General features: G+C 60.2%; 16 protein-coding genes. All 16 read left to right on the forward strand.

Annotated features, from left to right (window positions below; all coding sequences use genetic code 11):
* Positions 1–309: 309 nt before the first annotated feature.
* A complete protein-coding gene (locus NTX71_06010) occupies positions 310–534 on the forward strand; it encodes a DUF2905 domain-containing protein (protein ID MCX6339457.1) in 225 nt (74 codons plus the stop codon).
* Between the two features lie 19 nt (positions 535–553).
* Positions 554–1,732, forward strand: a complete 1,179-nt coding sequence (locus NTX71_06015) for an S-adenosylmethionine:tRNA ribosyltransferase-isomerase (GenBank protein ID MCX6339458.1) — start codon at positions 554–556, stop codon at positions 1,730–1,732.
* A 20-nt stretch (positions 1,733–1,752) separates the two neighbouring features.
* Positions 1,753–2,703, forward strand: coding sequence for an MBL fold metallo-hydrolase (locus NTX71_06020; protein MCX6339459.1), 951 nt, complete (start codon positions 1,753–1,755; stop codon positions 2,701–2,703).
* Between the two features lie 41 nt (positions 2,704–2,744).
* The gene (gene tgt, locus NTX71_06025; GenBank protein MCX6339460.1) at positions 2,745–3,857 is read left to right on the forward strand and encodes a tRNA guanosine(34) transglycosylase Tgt; all 1,113 of its coding nucleotides are present in this window, start codon (positions 2,745–2,747) and stop codon (positions 3,855–3,857) included.
* Positions 3,858–3,872: 15 nt separating this feature from the next.
* A complete protein-coding gene (gene yajC, locus NTX71_06030; protein MCX6339461.1) occupies positions 3,873–4,262 on the forward strand; it encodes a preprotein translocase subunit YajC in 390 nt (129 codons plus the stop codon).
* Between the two features lie 40 nt (positions 4,263–4,302).
* Positions 4,303–4,893, forward strand: coding sequence for an HD domain-containing protein (locus NTX71_06035; protein ID MCX6339462.1), 591 nt, complete (start codon positions 4,303–4,305; stop codon positions 4,891–4,893).
* A 111-nt stretch (positions 4,894–5,004) separates the two neighbouring features.
* On the forward strand, positions 5,005–7,530 hold the full coding sequence (secD, locus tag NTX71_06040) for a protein translocase subunit SecD (protein MCX6339463.1): 2,526 nt from the start codon (positions 5,005–5,007) through the stop codon (positions 7,528–7,530).
* A 24-nt stretch (positions 7,531–7,554) separates the two neighbouring features.
* A complete protein-coding gene (locus tag NTX71_06045; GenBank protein ID MCX6339464.1) occupies positions 7,555–8,586 on the forward strand; it encodes a glycosyltransferase family 9 protein in 1,032 nt (343 codons plus the stop codon).
* On the forward strand, positions 8,583–9,464 hold the full coding sequence (locus tag NTX71_06050; GenBank protein ID MCX6339465.1) for a VanZ family protein: 882 nt from the start codon (positions 8,583–8,585) through the stop codon (positions 9,462–9,464). The genes NTX71_06045 and NTX71_06050 overlap by 4 nt, the downstream gene beginning before the upstream one ends.
* A gap of 145 nt (positions 9,465–9,609) precedes the next feature.
* On the forward strand, positions 9,610–11,616 hold the full coding sequence (locus NTX71_06055) for a hypothetical protein (protein MCX6339466.1): 2,007 nt from the start codon (positions 9,610–9,612) through the stop codon (positions 11,614–11,616).
* A 123-nt stretch (positions 11,617–11,739) separates the two neighbouring features.
* The gene (locus tag NTX71_06060) at positions 11,740–11,886 is read left to right on the forward strand and encodes a DUF5679 domain-containing protein (protein MCX6339467.1); all 147 of its coding nucleotides are present in this window, start codon (positions 11,740–11,742) and stop codon (positions 11,884–11,886) included.
* 147 nt (positions 11,887–12,033) lie between these two features.
* A complete protein-coding gene (locus NTX71_06065; GenBank protein ID MCX6339468.1) occupies positions 12,034–13,209 on the forward strand; it encodes a nucleoside-diphosphate kinase in 1,176 nt (391 codons plus the stop codon).
* 211 nt (positions 13,210–13,420) lie between these two features.
* The gene (locus tag NTX71_06070) at positions 13,421–14,608 is read left to right on the forward strand and encodes a pyridoxal phosphate-dependent aminotransferase (protein MCX6339469.1); all 1,188 of its coding nucleotides are present in this window, start codon (positions 13,421–13,423) and stop codon (positions 14,606–14,608) included.
* Complete coding sequence (icd, locus tag NTX71_06075) at positions 14,596–15,897, forward strand: isocitrate dehydrogenase (NADP(+)) (protein MCX6339470.1); 1,302 nt, start codon at positions 14,596–14,598, stop codon at positions 15,895–15,897. Before NTX71_06070 ends, icd begins: the two co-directional genes overlap by 13 nt.
* Before the next feature lie 71 nt (positions 15,898–15,968).
* Positions 15,969–18,452: a S8 family serine peptidase gene (locus NTX71_06080; GenBank protein ID MCX6339471.1), complete on the forward strand. Its 2,484-nt coding sequence runs from the start codon at positions 15,969–15,971 to the stop codon at positions 18,450–18,452.
* Between the two features lie 78 nt (positions 18,453–18,530).
* Positions 18,531–18,651: transposase (locus tag NTX71_06085; GenBank protein ID MCX6339472.1), on the forward strand; the 121-nt coding region annotated here is incomplete at its 3' end.

The raw sequence follows: 18,651 nt of genomic DNA on the forward strand, positions 1-18,651 counted from the left end.
TTTAACAAATGGTGAAACAAAGGAGGCTCTTTTTGTGTCCGCATCCTGCAAAAAAGTTGAAGGTTGCATGTCGCTCATTCTTGTAGGCATTCAACAAGTTACGAAATCATCAACTCGATACTCGCCGATTTCGGGTTAAACGTGTCACTCCTGCGAAACTTGTCCTCGATAAATTTGTCCTCGCGAAAGCGGGGATCGGGGAGCAGGAGTCCGGATTTTAAGCTGGATTCCTCCCGCTTAGCGGGACGGGAATGGCCGGTGGTACATACCCTGTGATAGCTGAGGGGTTATGGTGGGATTGGTTTTCCCATGGACGATCTAAGATTGATCGGCAGATATCTTATTATGGCTGGAGTCCTGCTCTGCATTATGGGTGGACTATTTCTCCTGAGTGAGAAAGTAACATGGCTCGGGCATTTGCCCGGAGATATCCATGTCGAACGTAAAAACTTCCGCTTCTATTTCCCTCTCGGCACCTGTATCGCATTGAGCGTGATTCTCTCAATCCTTCTCTGGCTCATCAGGCGCAGGTAGCGCGGTGGCGCGCGTACGTATGGCCCGTCTCAAAACATCCGATTTCCACTACGATCTTCCGCGGGCTTTCATCGCTCAGGAACCGCCGCCGACCCGGGGGGCTTCCCGCCTGCTTGTGCACCATCTAGTGACGGGGCGCGTCGAGCACAGGAGATTCAGTGAATTCGGGGAATATCTGCGTGAGCGCTCGCTTCTCATACTCAACGACACGAAGGTGATCCCGGCGAGGCTCTATGGCAGGAAGGCGGGCACGGGCGGGCAGGTAGAGGTGTTCCTCCTGCGTGAGCGGGAAGGGGGGGAATGGGAGTGCCTCCTCAAACCGGGCGTGCGGCTGAGGAGGGGCGCGGAGATCGCGTTCGAGGGCAGCCGGATGACCGCCCGGGTGGCCGGAAGAAAGACCTCGGGCGTCTGGTCCGTCCATTTTGAGGGTGGCCTGAGCGTTATGGACGAGATTGAGAAGATCGGTCATGTGCCGTTACCCCCGTATATCAAGAGGGCAAATCCCAAATCCCCCCCCTACGCCAAGTCTGCGGGGGGCAGGCAAATCCCAGATCCCAACATACATGAGATGCCCGACGGGGAGAGGCAACGGATCCCGGATCCAAGGGACAGGGAAGACCGTGAGAGATACCAGACGGTGTACGCGCGGCAACGGGGCGCGGTCGCCGCTCCGACCGCGGGGCTTCATTTCTCCACGGAACTCCTGGAGCGGCTCGCGTCACGGGGAATCGAAACGGCGACGCTCACCCTCCACGTCGGCCTGGGCACCTTCAGGCCGGTGAGCGAGGAGTACGTCGCGGACCACAGGATGCACCCCGAGTGGTACGAGATCGGGGAGGGGGCCGCGGAAAGGATCAACCGGGCCCGCGGCGAGGGGAGGCAGATCGTTGTCGTGGGGACGACCGCGGCCCGCGCGCTCGAGGCCGCCGCCGACGAAGGCGGTGTTGTAAGGGCGGGCGCGGCGTGGACGGAGATATTCATCTATCCCCCCTACCGGTTCAGGGTCGTGGAGAACCTGCTCACCAACTTTCACCTCCCCGGCTCGACGCTCCTGATGCTGGTCGCCGCGCTCGCGGGCAGGGAAAGGGTGCTCGAACTGTACGAGATCGCCAAGAGAGAGGGGTACAGGTTTTATAGTTACGGAGATGCCATGTTAATTTTAAATCCAAAATCAAGAATCCCAAATCCCAAAAGATGAGAAAAATATATTGCGGAGCCTTGCCGGCTTTATGTATCGCCATGGGCGTCTCCCTTGGTGTGTGCCGCGGCGCGGAGCCGGCCGCCACGCCCGCCCCCGCGAAGCCGCTCGCCGTGTACTTCCTCGAGGTCGGGCACGGCGACGCCACCATCATCACCACGCCGGGGGGGAAGTGCGTGCTCATCGACGCCGCGGGAGGCCGCAAGGGGGGCGCGGCGGTCCTCTCGTTCCTGGAGAAAAAGGGAATCCGGCGGATAGACACGGTCGTGATGTCCCACGCGGATGGCGACCATATCGGGGGGATGCCCGCCGTTCTCGAGAGCCCGCTCGAAGTGGGAGAGTTTCTCGATCCCGGCTATCCTCACACGACCGGGCTCTACCAGCGGGTCCTGAAGTCCGTCAAGAGCCGTGCGGGGACACGGTACCGCACCCCGAAGGCGGGGGATATTCTCGATTGGGGAAAGGAGCTCACCGTCAGGGTCCTGAGCCCGTCGGGGAAACCGCGCAGCACGAACGACAGCTCGGTCGTCATCCAGCTCCGTTACGGGAAGGTCGCCTTCCTCTTCACCGGGGACGTCGGGAGCGGCGTGGAGAAGCAGATGGTCAGGAGGAACGGGAAGGGATTGAGGTCGCAGATACTAAAGGTAGGGCACCACGGGTCGAAGTCGTCCTCCTCGGAGCCGTTCCTCCTGTCCGTGAAGCCGGAGGCCGCTATCGTGAGCACCGGGAGCACCGACCCTGATGGCCCGTACATTGAGACGATCGACAGGCTGCGCGAGGCGGGGGCGAAGGTGTACCAGACCGGCCTGTACGGGATGATCACGGTGATATCGGACGGGAAGGGCTACCGGGTCCTCACGGAGCGTGCCTCCGGGCAGGCCGCGCCGGAGATCCGGGAGACGCCGGTGTGCACGGCGCCGGTCATCACGCCGCGGGAGATGCCCGCCGCAACAGGCGCTGGTGTGCTATGATCCCTATTGGGATTTGGGATTTGGGGTTTGGGATTTCATAGATGGAATTCTCCGTTCTCCACAAAGACGCCGCCACCCAGGCACGCGTCGGGCGGCTCACGACCCCTCACGGCGCTGTGGACACGCCCGTCTTCATGCCCGTGGGGACGCAGGGTACGGTGAAGACGATGAGTCCCGAGGAGCTTCAGGAGATCGGCATCGCCATCATCCTCGGCAATACGTATCACCTCGCCATGCGTCCCGGCGTGGACGTGATCACGCGGGCGGGAGGGCTGCACCGGTTCATGCACTGGGGAGGCGCGCTCCTCACCGACAGCGGCGGCTACCAGGTCTTCAGCCTCGCGAACCTCCGTGAGATCAGCGATGAGGGGGTCTCCTTCCGCTCCCACGTCGACGGCCAGACGCACTTCCTCAGCCCGGAGCGCGCGGTCAAGATCCAGGAGGCGCTGGGCTCGGATATCATGATGGTCCTGGACGAGTGCGCTCCCTACCCGTGCGAATATGATTATGCTTGCAATTCGATGGAGCGGAGCCTACAATGGGCGCTCCGCTGCAAAAATGCGCGACGCCCGGATGGGGCCGCCCTTTTCGGCATCGTCCAGGGCGGCACGTATGCTCAGTTGCGGAGCCGTTCCGTTCAGGAGCTCCTGCGGATCGGTTTCGACGGCTATGCCATTGGCGGCCTCAGCGTCGGCGAGCCGCGGATGGTCATGCTGGAGAATGTGGAGCGCTGCACCTCGTTGCTGCCGGAGCGTCAGCCCCGCTATCTCATGGGCTGCGGCACGCCTGTCGAGATCCTGGAAGCGGTTGCCCGCGGCGTGGATATGTTCGACTGCGTCATGCCCACGAGGAACGGCCGTAACGGCACGGCGTTCACGCGCTCAGGCAAGCTCCCCGTCAAGAATGGCGCTTACCGCGATGATATGAGGCCGCTGGAGGAGGGGTGCGGTTGTGTGGCATGCCGCAATTATTCACGGGCCTATCTCAGGCACCTCTTCAACGCGGGCGAGGTGCTGGGGCTGAGGCTGGTGACCTATCACAATCTCTATTTTTATCACCGGCTCATGGCGGACATCCGACAGGCGATCGCCGCGGGAGCGTTCGAGCAGTTCAGTCGGGAGTGCGCTGAACGGTATGAACGTGGAAAGAAATGAAGGGGGATTGCGCGTATGAGTCCATTGATGAGTGGCGTGGGGCATGTGGCAGGCCTGCTCGGGATGGCGCCGCCGCCCGGCGGAGCGGGGGGGCAGCAGCCCGGGCTGATGCAGTTTCTCCCGATGATCGTGATGCTCGTGGCGATTTTCTATCTGCTCGTGTTTCGCCCGCAGCAGAAGAAGCAGAAGGAGCAAAAGGACATGATCGCCTCGATCAAGAAGGGAGACGCGGTCATCACGTCAGGGGGCATCCACGGCGTGGTGGCCGGCCTGAAGGAGGACGTGGTGGTGGTGAAGGTGGCGGACAACGTGAAGATAGAGGTTTCCAAGGGGTCGATTTCGGTGGTGACCAGAAAAGGGGGCGAGACGCCTGACGCTGCTGACGCTTCGCGAAGTAACGAGTAATCCGGCGGTCAATAACTACCTGGAGAAAACCGACCGCTGCATGGTGTCCATGGGGTACACGGAGCACGGCGCGCGGCATGCGCGCATGGTCGCTGATGCCGCCCGGGCGATCCTTCTCAAGCTGGGACGCGACAGGCGGCAGGCCGAGCTCGCCGCGATCGCGGGCTACCTGCACGACCTCGGCAATCTCGTCAACAGGGAGAACCACGCCCTCACCGGCAGCGCGATCGCGCGCAACCTTCTCGAGGATATGGGGATGCCCCACGGAGAGGTCGCGGATATCATGGCCGCGATAGGGCATCACCAGGAGGAGAACGGAGAGCCGATGAGCGATGTGTCGGCGGCCCTCATCCTCGCGGACAAGATCGACGTGCACCGGGGCCGCGTGCGCAAACGAAATAAGATGGATTTTGACAAACACGACCGCGTCAACTATTCCGCGGAGCGGTCGGTGGTGAGGGTGAGCAGGAAGAAACGGACCATACGCTACGAGCTGAAGATAGACACGAAACTCTCCCAGGTGATGGAGTATTTTGAGATTTTCATGTCGAGGATGGTCATCGCGCGCAGGGCGGCGGCGTTCCTCGGGTGCGCGCTCGAGCTCGTCATCAACGGCGCCAAGATGCTATGAGCAGTGATAAGAATTAAGCACTAACGATTAAGCGATAAAAAATTATCCGAATATGCCACAATGATGGGCTTACTGCTTAATCCTTAATTTTGAGTTTCTCAAGGAGGATAAATGAACAAGAATCTTCGTTGGAGAACATTCATCATTTTCTGCGTCCTGGTGGTCTGCATGTACTACATATACCCCACCGTACGCTGGGCCGCGCTGTCGCCGGCAATGAAAGAGCAGCTCGATCAGGAGTGGGCGCGGAGGGACGCGGAGATGAGCGGGGAGGCGCTCCCCGCGAGGATATCCTACTCGCTCGAAAAATGGCTCCGCGGGGATCCGCGCAGGGTGCTCAATCTCGGCCTTGACCTGAAGGGCGGCATGCATGTCGTGCTCCAGGTCGACACGAAGGACATGCCCGAAGATGCGAGAAAAGACGCGGTCCCGCGAGCGGTTGAAATCATCAGGAACCGGGTGGACGAGTTCGGCGTCGCCGAGCCCTCGATATTCCCCGAGGGGCGCGACCGCATCGTCGTGCAGTTGCCGGGGGTGGATGACCCGCAGCGGGCGGTGGCGCTGATCGGGAAAACCGCGCTCCTCGAATTCAAGCTCGTCGCTGAGGACACCCTCGCCAGAACGGTGCTCGAGCGCATCAATGCGAAGAGGCCGATCCTCGCCCAGCTCAACGAGGATGAGGGGCGCACGCACGATGGGGTCGCGTACAGCTACTGGATCATCCCCGAGAAGAAGATCAAGATCGCGGAGGCGATTCTCGATTCGCAGGAGGCCAAAGACCTCATCCCGAAAGGTTATGAATTCATGCTCGGCCGCACGCTCCCTGACCGCAGGACAAAGGAGGTCGGGAAGGGGCTCTACCTGCTCAAGAAGGACACGGTGATCAAGGGGATTTCGCTCCGGAATGCCATGCTCGGCCGCGCGGGAATGTTCCAGCAACCCGTGGTGAATATGGACTTCGAACGCGAGGGGATGCGGAAGCTGAGGATCGTGTCGGGAGAGGCGGAGAAGCGGTACAAGGATCCGAAGAACCCCGTGGTGAGCCGGCTCGCGGTCGTGCTCGATGACGTGGTCTACTCGGCCCCGCTGATGATGGTCAAGTTGGACTCCAGCCCCTATATCGAGGGGAGCTTCAGCATTGAGGAGGCGAATGATCTCGCGATCGTCCTGCGGGCGGGCGCCCTCCCCGCTCCAGTGAAGGTGGCTGAGAACAGGGTCGTGGGCCCGAGCCTCGGACGCGATTCCATCATTTCCGGAGTGAAAGCGGCGCTCCTCGGCCTCTCACTCGTGCTCCTGTTCATGGCGATGTATTATCTCCGCGCGGGCATTGTTGCCGATTTCGCGCTCATGATCAACGCGTTCATCATCATTGCCGCGCTCGCCCTGTTTCGCGCCACGCTCACCCTCCCCGGCATCGCCGGTATCATCCTCACGCTGGGCATGGCGGTGGACGCAAACGTCCTCATATTCGAGCGGATACGCGAGGAGACGGCGCTGGGGCGCAACATACGCGCCGCAATCGCGAACGGCTACACCAAGGCGTTCGTGACGATTCTCGACTCCAACCTCACCACGCTCATCGCGGGGCTCATCCTCTACTGGATCGGGACGGGGCCCGTGCGGGGATTCGCGGTGACCCTCAGCATCGGTATCATCACCAGCATGTGGACGGCGCTCTTCGTCACGCGCGTCATATTCGACAGCATGTCCATGAGGAAGTCTTTCACGAGGCTCAGGATGCTCCAGTTCATCAAGGTGACGAATATAGATTTTATCGGCAAGCTGTGGTACGCGATCGGAATCTCCATCCTCATCATCGCGCTCGGCGTCTTCAGCTTCTTACATAAAGGCTGGAAGAATAATTTTGGCGTCGATTTCAGCGGGGGCGCCCTCCAGCAATTCAGCTTCCAGAAGCCCATGAATGTGGCCACGGTTCGCGAAACACTGAGTGAAATCGGTCTCCAGGAGTCAATGATCCAGCACATGGAAGGCGGCAGGGAGATCATCATCAAAACGGCGCAGGATGAGAGTAAGCAGATGCGGGCACTTTTTGCGAAGCGGTTCCCCGGCAACCCCGCCCAGCTCCTCAGAACCGAAATGGTCGGGCCCGTCGTCGGCAGGGCGCTCCGGCAGCAGGCGCTCCTCGGGCTCATCTTCTCATTCCTCGCCATCATCGTCTACGTCTGGTGGCGGTTCAGGAAACCGCAGTACGGCATCGCCGGCGTGCTCGCCCTCGTCCACGACGTGCTCATCACGGCGGGACTCTGCGCGCTCACCAACAGGCCGATCGACCTCGGGATCATCGCGGCGCTGCTCACCATCGTTGGTTTCTCGATCAACGACACCATCGTCATTTTCGACCGCATCCGCGAAGACTTGAAGCTGATGAAAAAGGCGAGCTTGAAAGAAATCATCAACCTCGCCATCAACCAGACGCTCTCCCGGACCCTGATCACCTCGTTCACCGCGATACTGACCGTCGCCTGCATCTTCATCTGGGGGGGGAGCGTGATCCACGACTTCGCCTTCGCGCTCATCGTCGGAATGATCTCCGGCGTATACTCGACTGTCTACATCGCCGCGCCCATCCTGATCCTCTGGCCGGGGCCACGGCAACAGGCAGCCGTCGGGCGCTAGAATTCAGATCGGTGCGTGTGCGCAATGCGCCGCGGGATGCAGACCTATACATCAGTGCTCGTGCTGAGCCTGGGGGGGCTTGGAGATTTCCTCACGCGCTGGCCTCTGTGGCAATCGCTCAGGAAGACTTTTCCTCACGCGACACTATCCTACCTTGGTTACCCCGCCCACGGCGCCTTGCTCTTCTCAGCGGGGCTGTGCGACGAGATTCTCAATTTCAATGGGGCGCGCTGGTCGCGGCCGGATAAAAATCCAAAATCCTCCCTCGACCCCGAACGGGGTTTCAGGACGAGGACCCCGGAGGGGCAAATCCCAAATCCCAAATATGAGCTAGTGATTTCTATTTTGGGAACGCGCGGGAGGGAGTGGGTGGAGCAGTTGATGGGGGATTGGATAGAACATTTGGTGGAAATCGAACCCTTCCCGGAAGAGGGGGCTGGAGTATCGGTGAGCGGATATGTCATGGCCCAGGCGCTGTCCATGGGATTCACCGACCCCAGGGCCGTCCAGGTCAACGTCCCGGCGCAGGTTCGCGTGTGGGCAGAAGGCTTCTGGCATGCCCGCGGGTTGACCGGGAAAAGGGTAATCGCGGTTCATCCCGGAAGTGGTGGTCAGTCGAAGAACTGGCCAAATGATAGATTTGTCGAACTCGCCGCACGATTGATAATAACCGGAACAGCGGTCATCATTTTTGAGGGCGAGGCGGAGAAAGATCATCCGCGCTCCGGGGACGGCCCGAGCTGGCCAGAGGGAGTGTTGCTTGTCAGCAATTATAAATTGGTCAACGTGGCCGCGCTTCTCGCGCGGTGCGATTGGTACATCGGCAACGATTCAGGAATATCACATCTCGCTGCCCTCCAAGGGGTACCGTCAACGGTAATTTTCGGCCCCACTGACCCGGCCCTGTGGGTGCCGGGGAGGGGAAACGTGACCGTGGCAAGACGACCTGTCCCATGCGCTCCCTGCGCGGGAAAGCAGAGGGATCAGTGCGCGGAGAGAAGGTGCCTGACGGAGATAGGTGTCGATGAGATTTTTAGGACAATTGCACTGACATGAACCGATGCATGCGGTGGACGATTGCGGGATTCTACCTCTCATCGCTTCCTTTCATGCGTCGCGCGTGGGAACTGACGGGAGCGAAGAGCCCGTTCCTCGCGCACGCGATACCGCTCGCATCCGGCGTGGCGCTCCTCCTCGCCCTCCTGTGGCGCCTCGTCCTGATTAAAAGGGAAGCGAGAATATTTGTATGGCTCTCCCTTGCCGCTGTGTGCGTGGTGTACGCGCTCATGTTCCGCGCTCTCCCGCAGCAGATAGAACGGGTGCACCTGTCTCAGTACGCCCTCTTGAGCGTGCTCGTGTTCTGGGCGATGGGAGACGGGTGCGGGGGATATGCGCTCTCCATCTGGGCGGCAATAGTCACCGTTGAACTGGGGCTCGCCGATGAGTGTCTCCAGGGGCTCATGCCCTCGCGGATATACGATCTCAACGATGTGGCGCTCAACGCAAAGGCGGCGCTGATAGGTCAGGCAGTTATTGCGTTCGTGCTCCGCCCATGGGAGAGGGGCGGGCGCAATCTGAAGCCGGTGGATGCGCGCCCGGCGTGGCCCGGCGCCTTGTGGTTATGGTGTGCATGGGCGTGCGTCATCCTGCTCGCCGCGTTCAATGTCTATACACTGGAGCTCGGCACCCCGACGATAACTCAAGACGTGCACAGGGGAGACGGGGCCTTCGCGCACAGGGATGGATTCCTCTATTTCGGCCTGCGAGCCATCCTGCTCAACGCGGCAGTGCTCGCCGCGGCGACGGTGACTGTCGTGTCGACCCGGAGGCGCCCCGGCGAACGCGCACGGTCATTGCGGACCGCCGTCACGTGCGGCCTTCTGTCTCCACTGGTGCTCCTGGCGGGCAGGCTGCTCAATGTGCATTTTAGGTGAGGGATGTACATTCTTCTCCGTGCTCTCCGTGGTGAAAATTATTTTCAGCTCGATGCAGCTGAAGCTTTCAACCCGCGAGGCTTTTTCGCTTGCTTTTTATCCACGGTGCTGATAGCTTAATGACTCATTCGGAGGAGGCTCAATTTTGCTCACCCAAAAATCCCCGTTGATTATGGTTGCAACTCTTGCCGCACTGCTCACTATAGACTGCGGTCACGCCCAAATGCCTATTCCTTCGGCTGCGGCCTCTGCGCCCGTGAGCGGGCAGCCCACCGCTCGTCCGGGCGTGCAATCTGCCGCCCCTGCGGTTCGAATTGACCTTGAGCGGTTCACGGTGAACGGGGTGGGGCTGACGTCAACCTCTGATGAGGTGCGCAGCGCCCTCGGCCCGCCCCAGGAGGAACAGAAGGTCTCTGCCTCCGAAGAGCTGAAGCAGCAGCTGGACGAGGCGCGGGGGGACGAGGTCCCCCTTGAGAAGCGGGCCCCGGAACAGCACTTCACCAGGATCGTCTATGCCTATTTTGACAGAGGGATCAGAATCTCCTTTGATGAAGAAGACATGAAGATATACACCATAGAGATTTTTACTTTGGCGACGCCTCCCTACGAGATGTGCATGGGCGCGTTCACCGCGGCGATTCCACTCGAGGTGAGGGAGAGCCGGTTGCTGAGGCCGCTCGCGAAGCAGATCTATAAAGACCATAAGGATATGCTCTATCTAAAAAAGGACGATCACGAGCCGCTCCGTGAAACCGCGGTCCTCACGTTCAGCGTGGAGGGGTGGCTCACCCATATCACCTTCAAGTGGGAGGAGAACTACGACATAGATCTCGACGAGTGCTGCGTCGCGGACGTGTGCCTCGGCGATCCGGCGAAGAAGGCGCTGGATCGGTTCGGCCCGCCGGACCTCTACGGAAGCCGCGGCAACCAACAGGCGGCGGAATGGCAGCGGGAGGGTTTGAAGATCAGTGCGCGGAGGGACAGTAAGGCCATCTTCAGCATCTCCGTCTTTCAGTCGATGTTTGACGGGGGGTTTGTCCAGCCGCTGCTGCTCACGCAGAGGAAGAGCGCATTCCATGACTATCTCAAGGGTCGAATTTACCAGGAGGCGAGCCAGAAAATATGTGCGTACGCGAAGGACGAGCCTCGGAGCATTGAGAAGGTTATCCTGAATTTTGATGAGGATGATCGCTTGGAATCCCTCGTGTTCGTGCCGCTTGAAAACGTGGAGGTTGATCTCACTGCCATGACGGCGGCGGGTGTGAAGGTGGGGGATCCGGCGGGCGAGGTGCGGCGGCTGCTGGGTCGCTTCAGCAGGTGGCGCGATCTCGGAAACAGCATTGTCGCCGGCTACCCCAGGTACGGGATGCGCGTGTTTCTGAAGAAGAGCGGGGGAGGGGGGAGCGGGCAGAAAAGCGCTCGCAAATCAGCCCCGCGATGGTCGGAATTGGGCAACGTCAGCAAAATCGAGGTGGGGCTCAGAGATCAGAGGGCACTGTACTCAGTCCCCCTGTCGTTCGCTGATACGATGAAGACCTATGAGAAGGAAGCGAACAAACAGATATTCCGACGCAAGGGAAACACCCTCTACCTGAGCCGTGACGGCCGCACGCCGAATCCCGGCGTCGCGACGATGGTGACGTTTGAGAAGTTGGGCTGGCCGTACTCGGTCACGTTCAGAGAGTTCAGCGATATCGTGGTGGATCTGAGGGCGTTCACCGTCGCGGGCATCGGGCTCGGGACGCACGCCGACGGGGTGTTCAGGGTGCTCGGCAAGCCGGAGAGATCGCGCGCGATCGAGAGGGATAATCTCGCGATCCTATCGTACATCGAGAAGGGGATTACGGTGGTGATCGACCGTTTGAATCGCAGCGTGTGCAAGATCAACATCGATCTGGAGGTGTTTGAGGGTTCTTTCGCGCAGGAGCTGACGCTGGATTCGGATGCGGACGACTATGAGAAGGTGGTCCATCCGTTGATCTACAAGCAGGATGAGAAGACATTCTGGCTGAGCCCCGACGGGAAGGAGCCCACGTGGGAAGAAGGGGTGATTTACTTCAGTCTCACGGGGGATGTGAAAAAGATTTCATTCCTGACCCTCGGGGTGAAGAGGGAAGGGATTCTTCTTGACATAACGAAGGAACTTGAATAAAAAGGTGTATATCATAGTTGCGAACAGTGTGCGCATTGCGGGAAGTCCATGTGGACTCAGCACAGGCACGGTGAAGTAGAATCATATCGGAGCATTACCCACAACTGAAAAGGGAGGTCCGTCATGGTCGATGGCTACTGCGTCAAGTGTAAAGGCAAGAAGGAGATGGTTGATCCTCAAGAGATCACCATGAAAAATCGCAAGAAGGCGATCAAGGGGAAATGCCCGGATTGCGGCACCGGTATGTTCAAGATCACGGGGAAGGCCTGACGCGCTTTTCTTGCGCCGCGCAGTCACGCCGACTGCGCCACAGTGGGATTGAGATGGAACAAGCAGGGTGAACGCTCATTCTGCTTGTTTCCATCTCTAGCGTTATACGTTAAACTTTCAACCTTGTGTTGTTTCTAAGAGGCTCGTATGGGAGAAGAGCTGGCGTTTGCAATCATCAATCCGTATACGATCCGAAAATCGCGCACGGGGGGGATCATTGGCAGGCTCCTCTCCCGCAGCGACGTGGAGCTGGTCGCCGCGAGGATGTACGCGCCGTCGAACGAACTGGTGAATGATTACCTCGAGACCATCCGCGTTGACAAATCCGAGCCGAACTGGCAGGTCAGGGAGCTCATCAAACAGTATATTCAAGAGAACTACGCCCCCTCGCGCGACGGCCACAGGCGGCGGGTCATGTTTCTCCTTTTCCGCGGGGAAGACGCGATACACCAGCTCACCGAGCATGTGGTGGGGCATATCACGCGCGCCAGCCTCTCCGGCGAGACGATCCGTGATACCTATGGTGACTATATCAGGGATGTGAAGGGGGGGGTGAGCTATTTCGAGCCGGCGGTCCTCATCATCCCCGCTGCCGCGGAGGCTGAACCTGCCCTGCGGGTGTGGGCGCGCCACGCGAAGAGGGACGGCGGCTTGCTTGAGAAAGTGATCCCCTGGCCGGCCGGGCAGAAGTGCGAAGAGACCACGGTGCTGATCAAGCCTGATATATTCAGCGCGAGGAGCATCCGCGCGGGGAACGTGATTGATATTTTTTCGAAGGCCGACCTGTATATCATCGGGGTGAAGGTGCTGCGGATGAGCGTGGCCCAGGCCGAGGAGTTTTACGGTCCCGTAAAAAAAACACTGGTGAAAAGATTGAAGGAGTCGGTGACGAGCCGTGCGACATTGGCGCTGGAGCGGGAATTCGGGTTCCCCATCCCCGCAGAAACCGCGGCGGAGCTCGGTGATACGTTGAACCGGCTTGCGGCGGAAGATCAGTTCAACCAGATCGTGGAGTTCATGACCGGGAGGAACCTGGCCAGCCTCACCGAAGCGGAGAGAAATGCGCCCGGGCTTGTCCGGTGCCTCGCCCTCGTCTATCAGGGCGTGGACGCGGTGAATAAAATCCGTTCGATTGTCGGGGCAACAGACCCCGGCAAGGCGGGAGCGGCGACCGTGCGCAAGGAATTTGGCCGCGATATAATGGTCAACGCGGCGCACGCCTCTGACTCCCTCGAGAATGCACAGAGGGAAATGAGGATAATCGATTTTGAGGAGGACGATGTGGGCCCCCTCATCACGGAATCGCTCAATAGGGGAAAGTGACCTTGATTATTTTGTGCGCCTGATTTCTCTGATGTGCCTGATTCATATCAGTGTAGGGGCGCGATTTATCGCGCCCGGGTCCTATGAATCGGCACCCTACAGGGATCCTTCAGAAAAATCAGAGCAATCGGGTGCTTACGTAATCGAAGTTCCCTTCTCAAGGGAAAGGCGATGGGGCATGCAGTGCCGTTGAGATGTGGAGAATAAGCAAATGAAAGCAGGGATTTTTTCAAGGACAATAGAAGCGGTGGAGCCCTCCCAGACCCTCGCCATTGACGGTATGGCGAAAGCCCTGCGCGCGGCGGGCAAGGATGTGGTGGGATTCGGAGCCGGCGAGCCCGATTTCGACACCCCGGAGAATATCAAAGAAGCCGCCCGCAGGGCGATGGCCCGCGGACAGACAAAATACACGCCGGTTGCGGGCACCATCGAGCTCAGGCAGGCGGTTGCGGCGAAGCTCCTTTGTGACAACGGATTGAAATATGATCCCGGCCAGATCGTGGTCTCCTGCGGCGCCAAGCACGCGCTCTACAACGCGGTGAGGGTTCTCTGCAATCCGGGGGACGAGTTCATTCTCATCGCGCCGTACTGGGTCACGTATCCCGCCCAGGTGGTCATGTCCGGGGGCGCGCCGGTGTGCGTGGAGACCTCGGCGATGGATGGATTCCGCATTGACCCTGAGAAAATAAAGCGCGCAGTAACGAAGAAAACAAAAGCCCTCATCCTCAACAGCCCGAACAACCCCACCGGATGGGTGGCGAGCAGGGAGGATCTGTCCGCGCTCGCCGTGATCGCGTGTGAACGAGGGCTGTATATCATCTCTGACGAAATCTACGAGAAGATACTCTACCCGCCCGCCGCACACGTGAGCATCGCGTCGCTCGGAGAGGAGATCAAGAAGCGGACGGTCCTCATTAACGGAGTGTCCAAGTCCCACTCGATGACCGGATGGCGTATCGGCTATCTCGCCGCGGAGCCGGAGATCGCTCGGCTCGGAGAGAAGCTCCAGAGCCACTGCACTTCAAATCCCGACTCCATCGCTCAGGCCGCCGCCGTGGAGGCGCTGAATGGCGACCAGGGCTTCGTGGGGATGATGGTGGAAAAATTCCGCGAGCGCCGCGACTACCTCGTCTCGCGCCTCCAGGCGATCCCCGGCATCACGTGCTACAGACCTCTGGGCGCCTTTTATGCGTTCCCTGATGTCTCCGCGTTCGGCCTTGGCTCAGCCGAATTTGCCGCGCGGCTCCTCGAGGAGGCGCTCGTGGCGGTGGTCCCGGGAAGCGCGTTCGGCAGCGATTCCCATATCCGCATCTCCTACGCCACATCGATGGAGAATATTAAAGAGGGCATGGACAGGATTGAGAAGTTCCTGGGGAAGATCCGGACATGCCAGAAATAATCAGTTGTTCCCCTGACGGCTCGCTTGTCGTCCCTGACAACCCAATCATCCCCTTCATCGAGGGCGATGGTGTGGGGCCTGAGGTATGGCGTGCCGCACGGCGGGTCATCGATGCCGCGGTTGAGAGGGCATATAGTGGTTCCCGCGCGATCGAGTGGAAGGAGATCTACGCCGGCGAGAAGGCTGAGAAGAAGTTCGGGGACGGCACTCTGCTCCCCGACAAAACGCTCCAGGAAATCGAAGCGCACCGTGTCGCGATCAAAGGCCCGCTCACGACCCCGGTGGGCGGTGGACACCGCTCGCTGAATGTTACCCTCCGCCAGAAACTCGACCTCTACGCCTGCGTCCGGCCGGTGCGCTATTTCAAGGGTGTCCCCTCTCCCGTGAGGCATCCGGAGAAGCTCGACGTGGTCATCTTCAGGGAGAACACCGAGGATGTCTATGCGGGGATCGAATGGCCCGCCGGGAGCCCCGAGGCGATGGAACTCTCGGCCTTCATCAAAGATCGCTTCGGCCGGGAAATTCGCCCCGGCTCCGGCCTGGGCTTGAAACCCATCTCCGAGGAGGGGAGCAAGCGGCTCGTGCGCATGGCGATCCGCTACGCCCTCGACAAGGGGCGGAGGAGCGTCACCCTTGTCCACAAGGGGAATATCATGAAGTGCACGGAGGGAGCGTTCCGCGAGTGGGGGTACGAGGTGGCTGAGGAGTTCAGGGGTCAGGTCGTACGGGAAGGGGAGGAAGACAAGTTAGCTGATGCTAACTTAAATCCCAAACCTGCCATCCGGCAGGCAAGTCCCAAACTTGCCCGCCTGAGGCGGGTCCCAAATCCCAATTTATTGAAATCCCGGCACAGCAAGGTAGTTATTAAGGACCGCATCGCGGATTCCATGTTCCAGCAGGTTCTCCTCAGGCCGGAGGAGTACGATGTCCTTGCCACCACCAATCTGAACGGCGACTATCTCTCGGACGCCTGCGCGGCGCAGGTGGGGGGGCTGGGGATGGCGCCGGGCGCGAACATCGGCGACGGGGTTGCGGTATTCGAGGCGACACACGGGAGCGCCCCCAAGCATGCGGGGAAGGACAAGGTCAATCCCTCGTCCCTCATCCTCTCGGGGGTGATGATGCTCGAGCACCTCGGTTGGCCCGAGCCTGCCCGCCTCATCGTCGATGCCATCCAGAAAACGATCCTCCAGAAAACCGTCACCTACGACCTCGCCCGCCAGATGGACGGCGCCCGCGAGGTGAAATGCAGCGAATTCGCAGAGTCCGTGGCGGCGAATCTGAAATAGTCCTTGACAAAATTGAGGAATCTTTGATATTCTAACCCACAGTGTCATATCTCAGACAAGGATGTCCTTCTGTGAAAGTATTTACTCTTGCACTCGCATTCAGCGTGATTGCGATCACCTTGTCGCTCACCCATACGGGGACTGCTGTCCCCGGGACATATGCCGGCGCATCCCACAAGATACTTCTTAAATCGAGCTCGCTAATCCCCCTCGCTAAAAACGCCGCAGACGTGAAGGCACTCGCTGCTCGTGGAGAAGCACTCCTGAAAAGCGGCCGATCAAGGATTCACGCCCTCCTTCAGCTTCACGAGATCCCGGGCCTTCCTGAGCGCAATGCGCTTGCACGGCAAGGCGTCGCGCTCCTGACCTACATACCGAACCGCGCGTGGCTCGCCTCGATCCCCGCAGCCGCATCGCAGAGGGTTACGTCTCTCCCCGAAGTTCGCTGGGTCGGCGACCTCTCAGCAGACGACAAGCTTCACCCGCGCATCAGGAACGGGGAGTTCGGTGAATGGGCATATGACAAGAACACGGGGGTTGCCGTCGTCCTGGTGCAGCTTTTCAGGGACGTTGGCCTCGAGGAGGGGATCAAGGTTGCCGCCGGGCACGGTGGTGTTGTGCTGAGCGAAGCCTCTCTTATCAACACCCTGGTGGTGAAAATTGCCGCATCGAAGCTAATGTCCCTGGCGGGAGAAGATATCGTGGAGTGGATAGAGCAGCCGCTGCCGCCCCTCGTCCCGATAAATGCCGAGAACAGGGCGATCGTGGGAGCGGATACGCTCCAGGGCGTGCCCTACAGCCTCGACGGGACCGGTGTAGACGTACTTGTCTATGACGGCGGCCGCGTCTACGCGCACCCGGACCTCGACTCTCACAGGACGTGGGGCGATGCCGCGCCCTTCGCGGAGCACGCAACCCACGTCGCCTGCACTGTGTGCGGTGACGGCACGGTGACCTATAACAACTGCGGCATGGCTCCGAAGGCAAACCTTCTCTCCATGGGCTTCGAGGACGATGGTACAGGTGTCTTTCTCTACACGAACCCGGGCGACATCCAGGCCGACCTGAACTACGCGAAGAACACCTGGCCTCCCTCGGCGGACCTCCTCAATGCCTCCATAGGCACGAATACCGCCTGGAACGGTTTCCCGTGCAGCTACGAGGGGAACTACGGGCCGACCTCGCAGCTCCTCGACACAATCGCGCGCGGCAGCCTGGGAGAACCCTTCATCATGGCATGGGCCGCAGGCAATGAACGCGGCGGGGCCTGCGGCAGCTCATACAACACCACTGCTCCCCCGGCGGGCGCCAAGAACCCCATCCAGTCAGGCGCTACGACGGAGTCCGACGGGATGTCCACCTTCTCGAGCTGGGGTCCCACGGACGACGGGCGGCTCAAACCTGTCATCTGCTCACCGGGAGTGAACGTCCTCTCCTGCGACGATGCGGGAGGCTACACGACGATGAGCGGGACATCCATGGCATCGCCGACGACCGCCGGCATCATCGCGCTGATGCTCCAGCAGTACAGGGTGAGCTACGCCACGGCCGGAGAATTCCTCCCCTCCTCGGCGAAGGCGCTCCTCATGCACACGGCGCTCGATTTGGGGAACGCGGGGCCCGACTTCCAGTTCGGCTACGGGAGGATAAACGGCGTGAACGCCGTGGATGCGATCATCGCCCGCGATCTCAAGGAAGAGCAGCTCAGCGACCAGAATGAACTCCACGAATACACCATCACTGTCGCGCCGGGCACCCTCGATCTCAGGGCGAGCCTCGCCTGGGACGACGCGGCAGGGAGCAACGTGACGATCAAGAAACTGGTGAATGACCTCGACCTCACCCTGGTCGGGCCCGACAGCACGGTGTACTACCCATGGATCCTCGACCCCTCGAATCCCTCCGCAGCCGCGACGCAGGGCGAGGACACTTTCAACAACCAGGAGCAGGTCGTGGTACAGAACCCCGCAGAGGGGAGCTGGAAGGTCTGCGTGAGGGCACGCGAGCTCACCGACGCGCCGCAATCCTATTCGGTTGTCTTCCCGGGCGCCGGAGACCTCTCCCCCTCGACAACGCCGGGGGTGACTCCCACGCCGACGGTGACACCGGATTACTGCTACGAGGCGATTACCAACGGCGGGTTCGAGTCGGGCACGTCTCCCTGGAGCTTCAGCGGGTCGGCGACAAGGACCACCGAGCAGGCGCACAGCGGGAGCTACTCGGCGCGGCTCGGCGGCACGACCAACGGGCGCGTCTACCAGCAGCTCGTCATCCCCTTGAACACCGTGACCGCGACGCTCGACTTCTGGGTGCGGATGAACACCTCTGAAATAGATCCGTACTATGACTTCTTCGACGTGGAGGTGAAGGACGCCTCCGACCAGACGCTTGTCACGCTCCTCTCGATTTGCAACAACGACCCCGGGTTCCAGAACACCTGGGTGCAGGAGACGTTCGTGCTCGGCTCCGACTTCGCCGGTAGAACCGTGCGTCTCAATTTACAGGCAGACGTGGACGCGTCGGTTAACACCTACTTTTACATTGATGACGTCTGAAGTTCCCCCCGTTTTTTGGACAGGTAGTTAAGCCAAGATTTTGGTAGAACGGAAGTCAAAAAAGACGGGAGAAAGAAGATGTCGCAGAAACGGCGGAAGCATTCGGACGAGTTCAAGGCGAAGGTGGCATTGGAGGCGATAAAAGGGGTGAGGACATTGAGCGAGTTGAGCTCGTTCTTCGGGGTACACCCGACCGTGA

The sequence above is a fragment of the Candidatus Auribacterota bacterium genome (genome assembly GCA_026392035.1).
Classification (GTDB): domain Bacteria; phylum Auribacterota; class Tritonobacteria; order UBA1439; family UBA1439; genus JAPLCX01.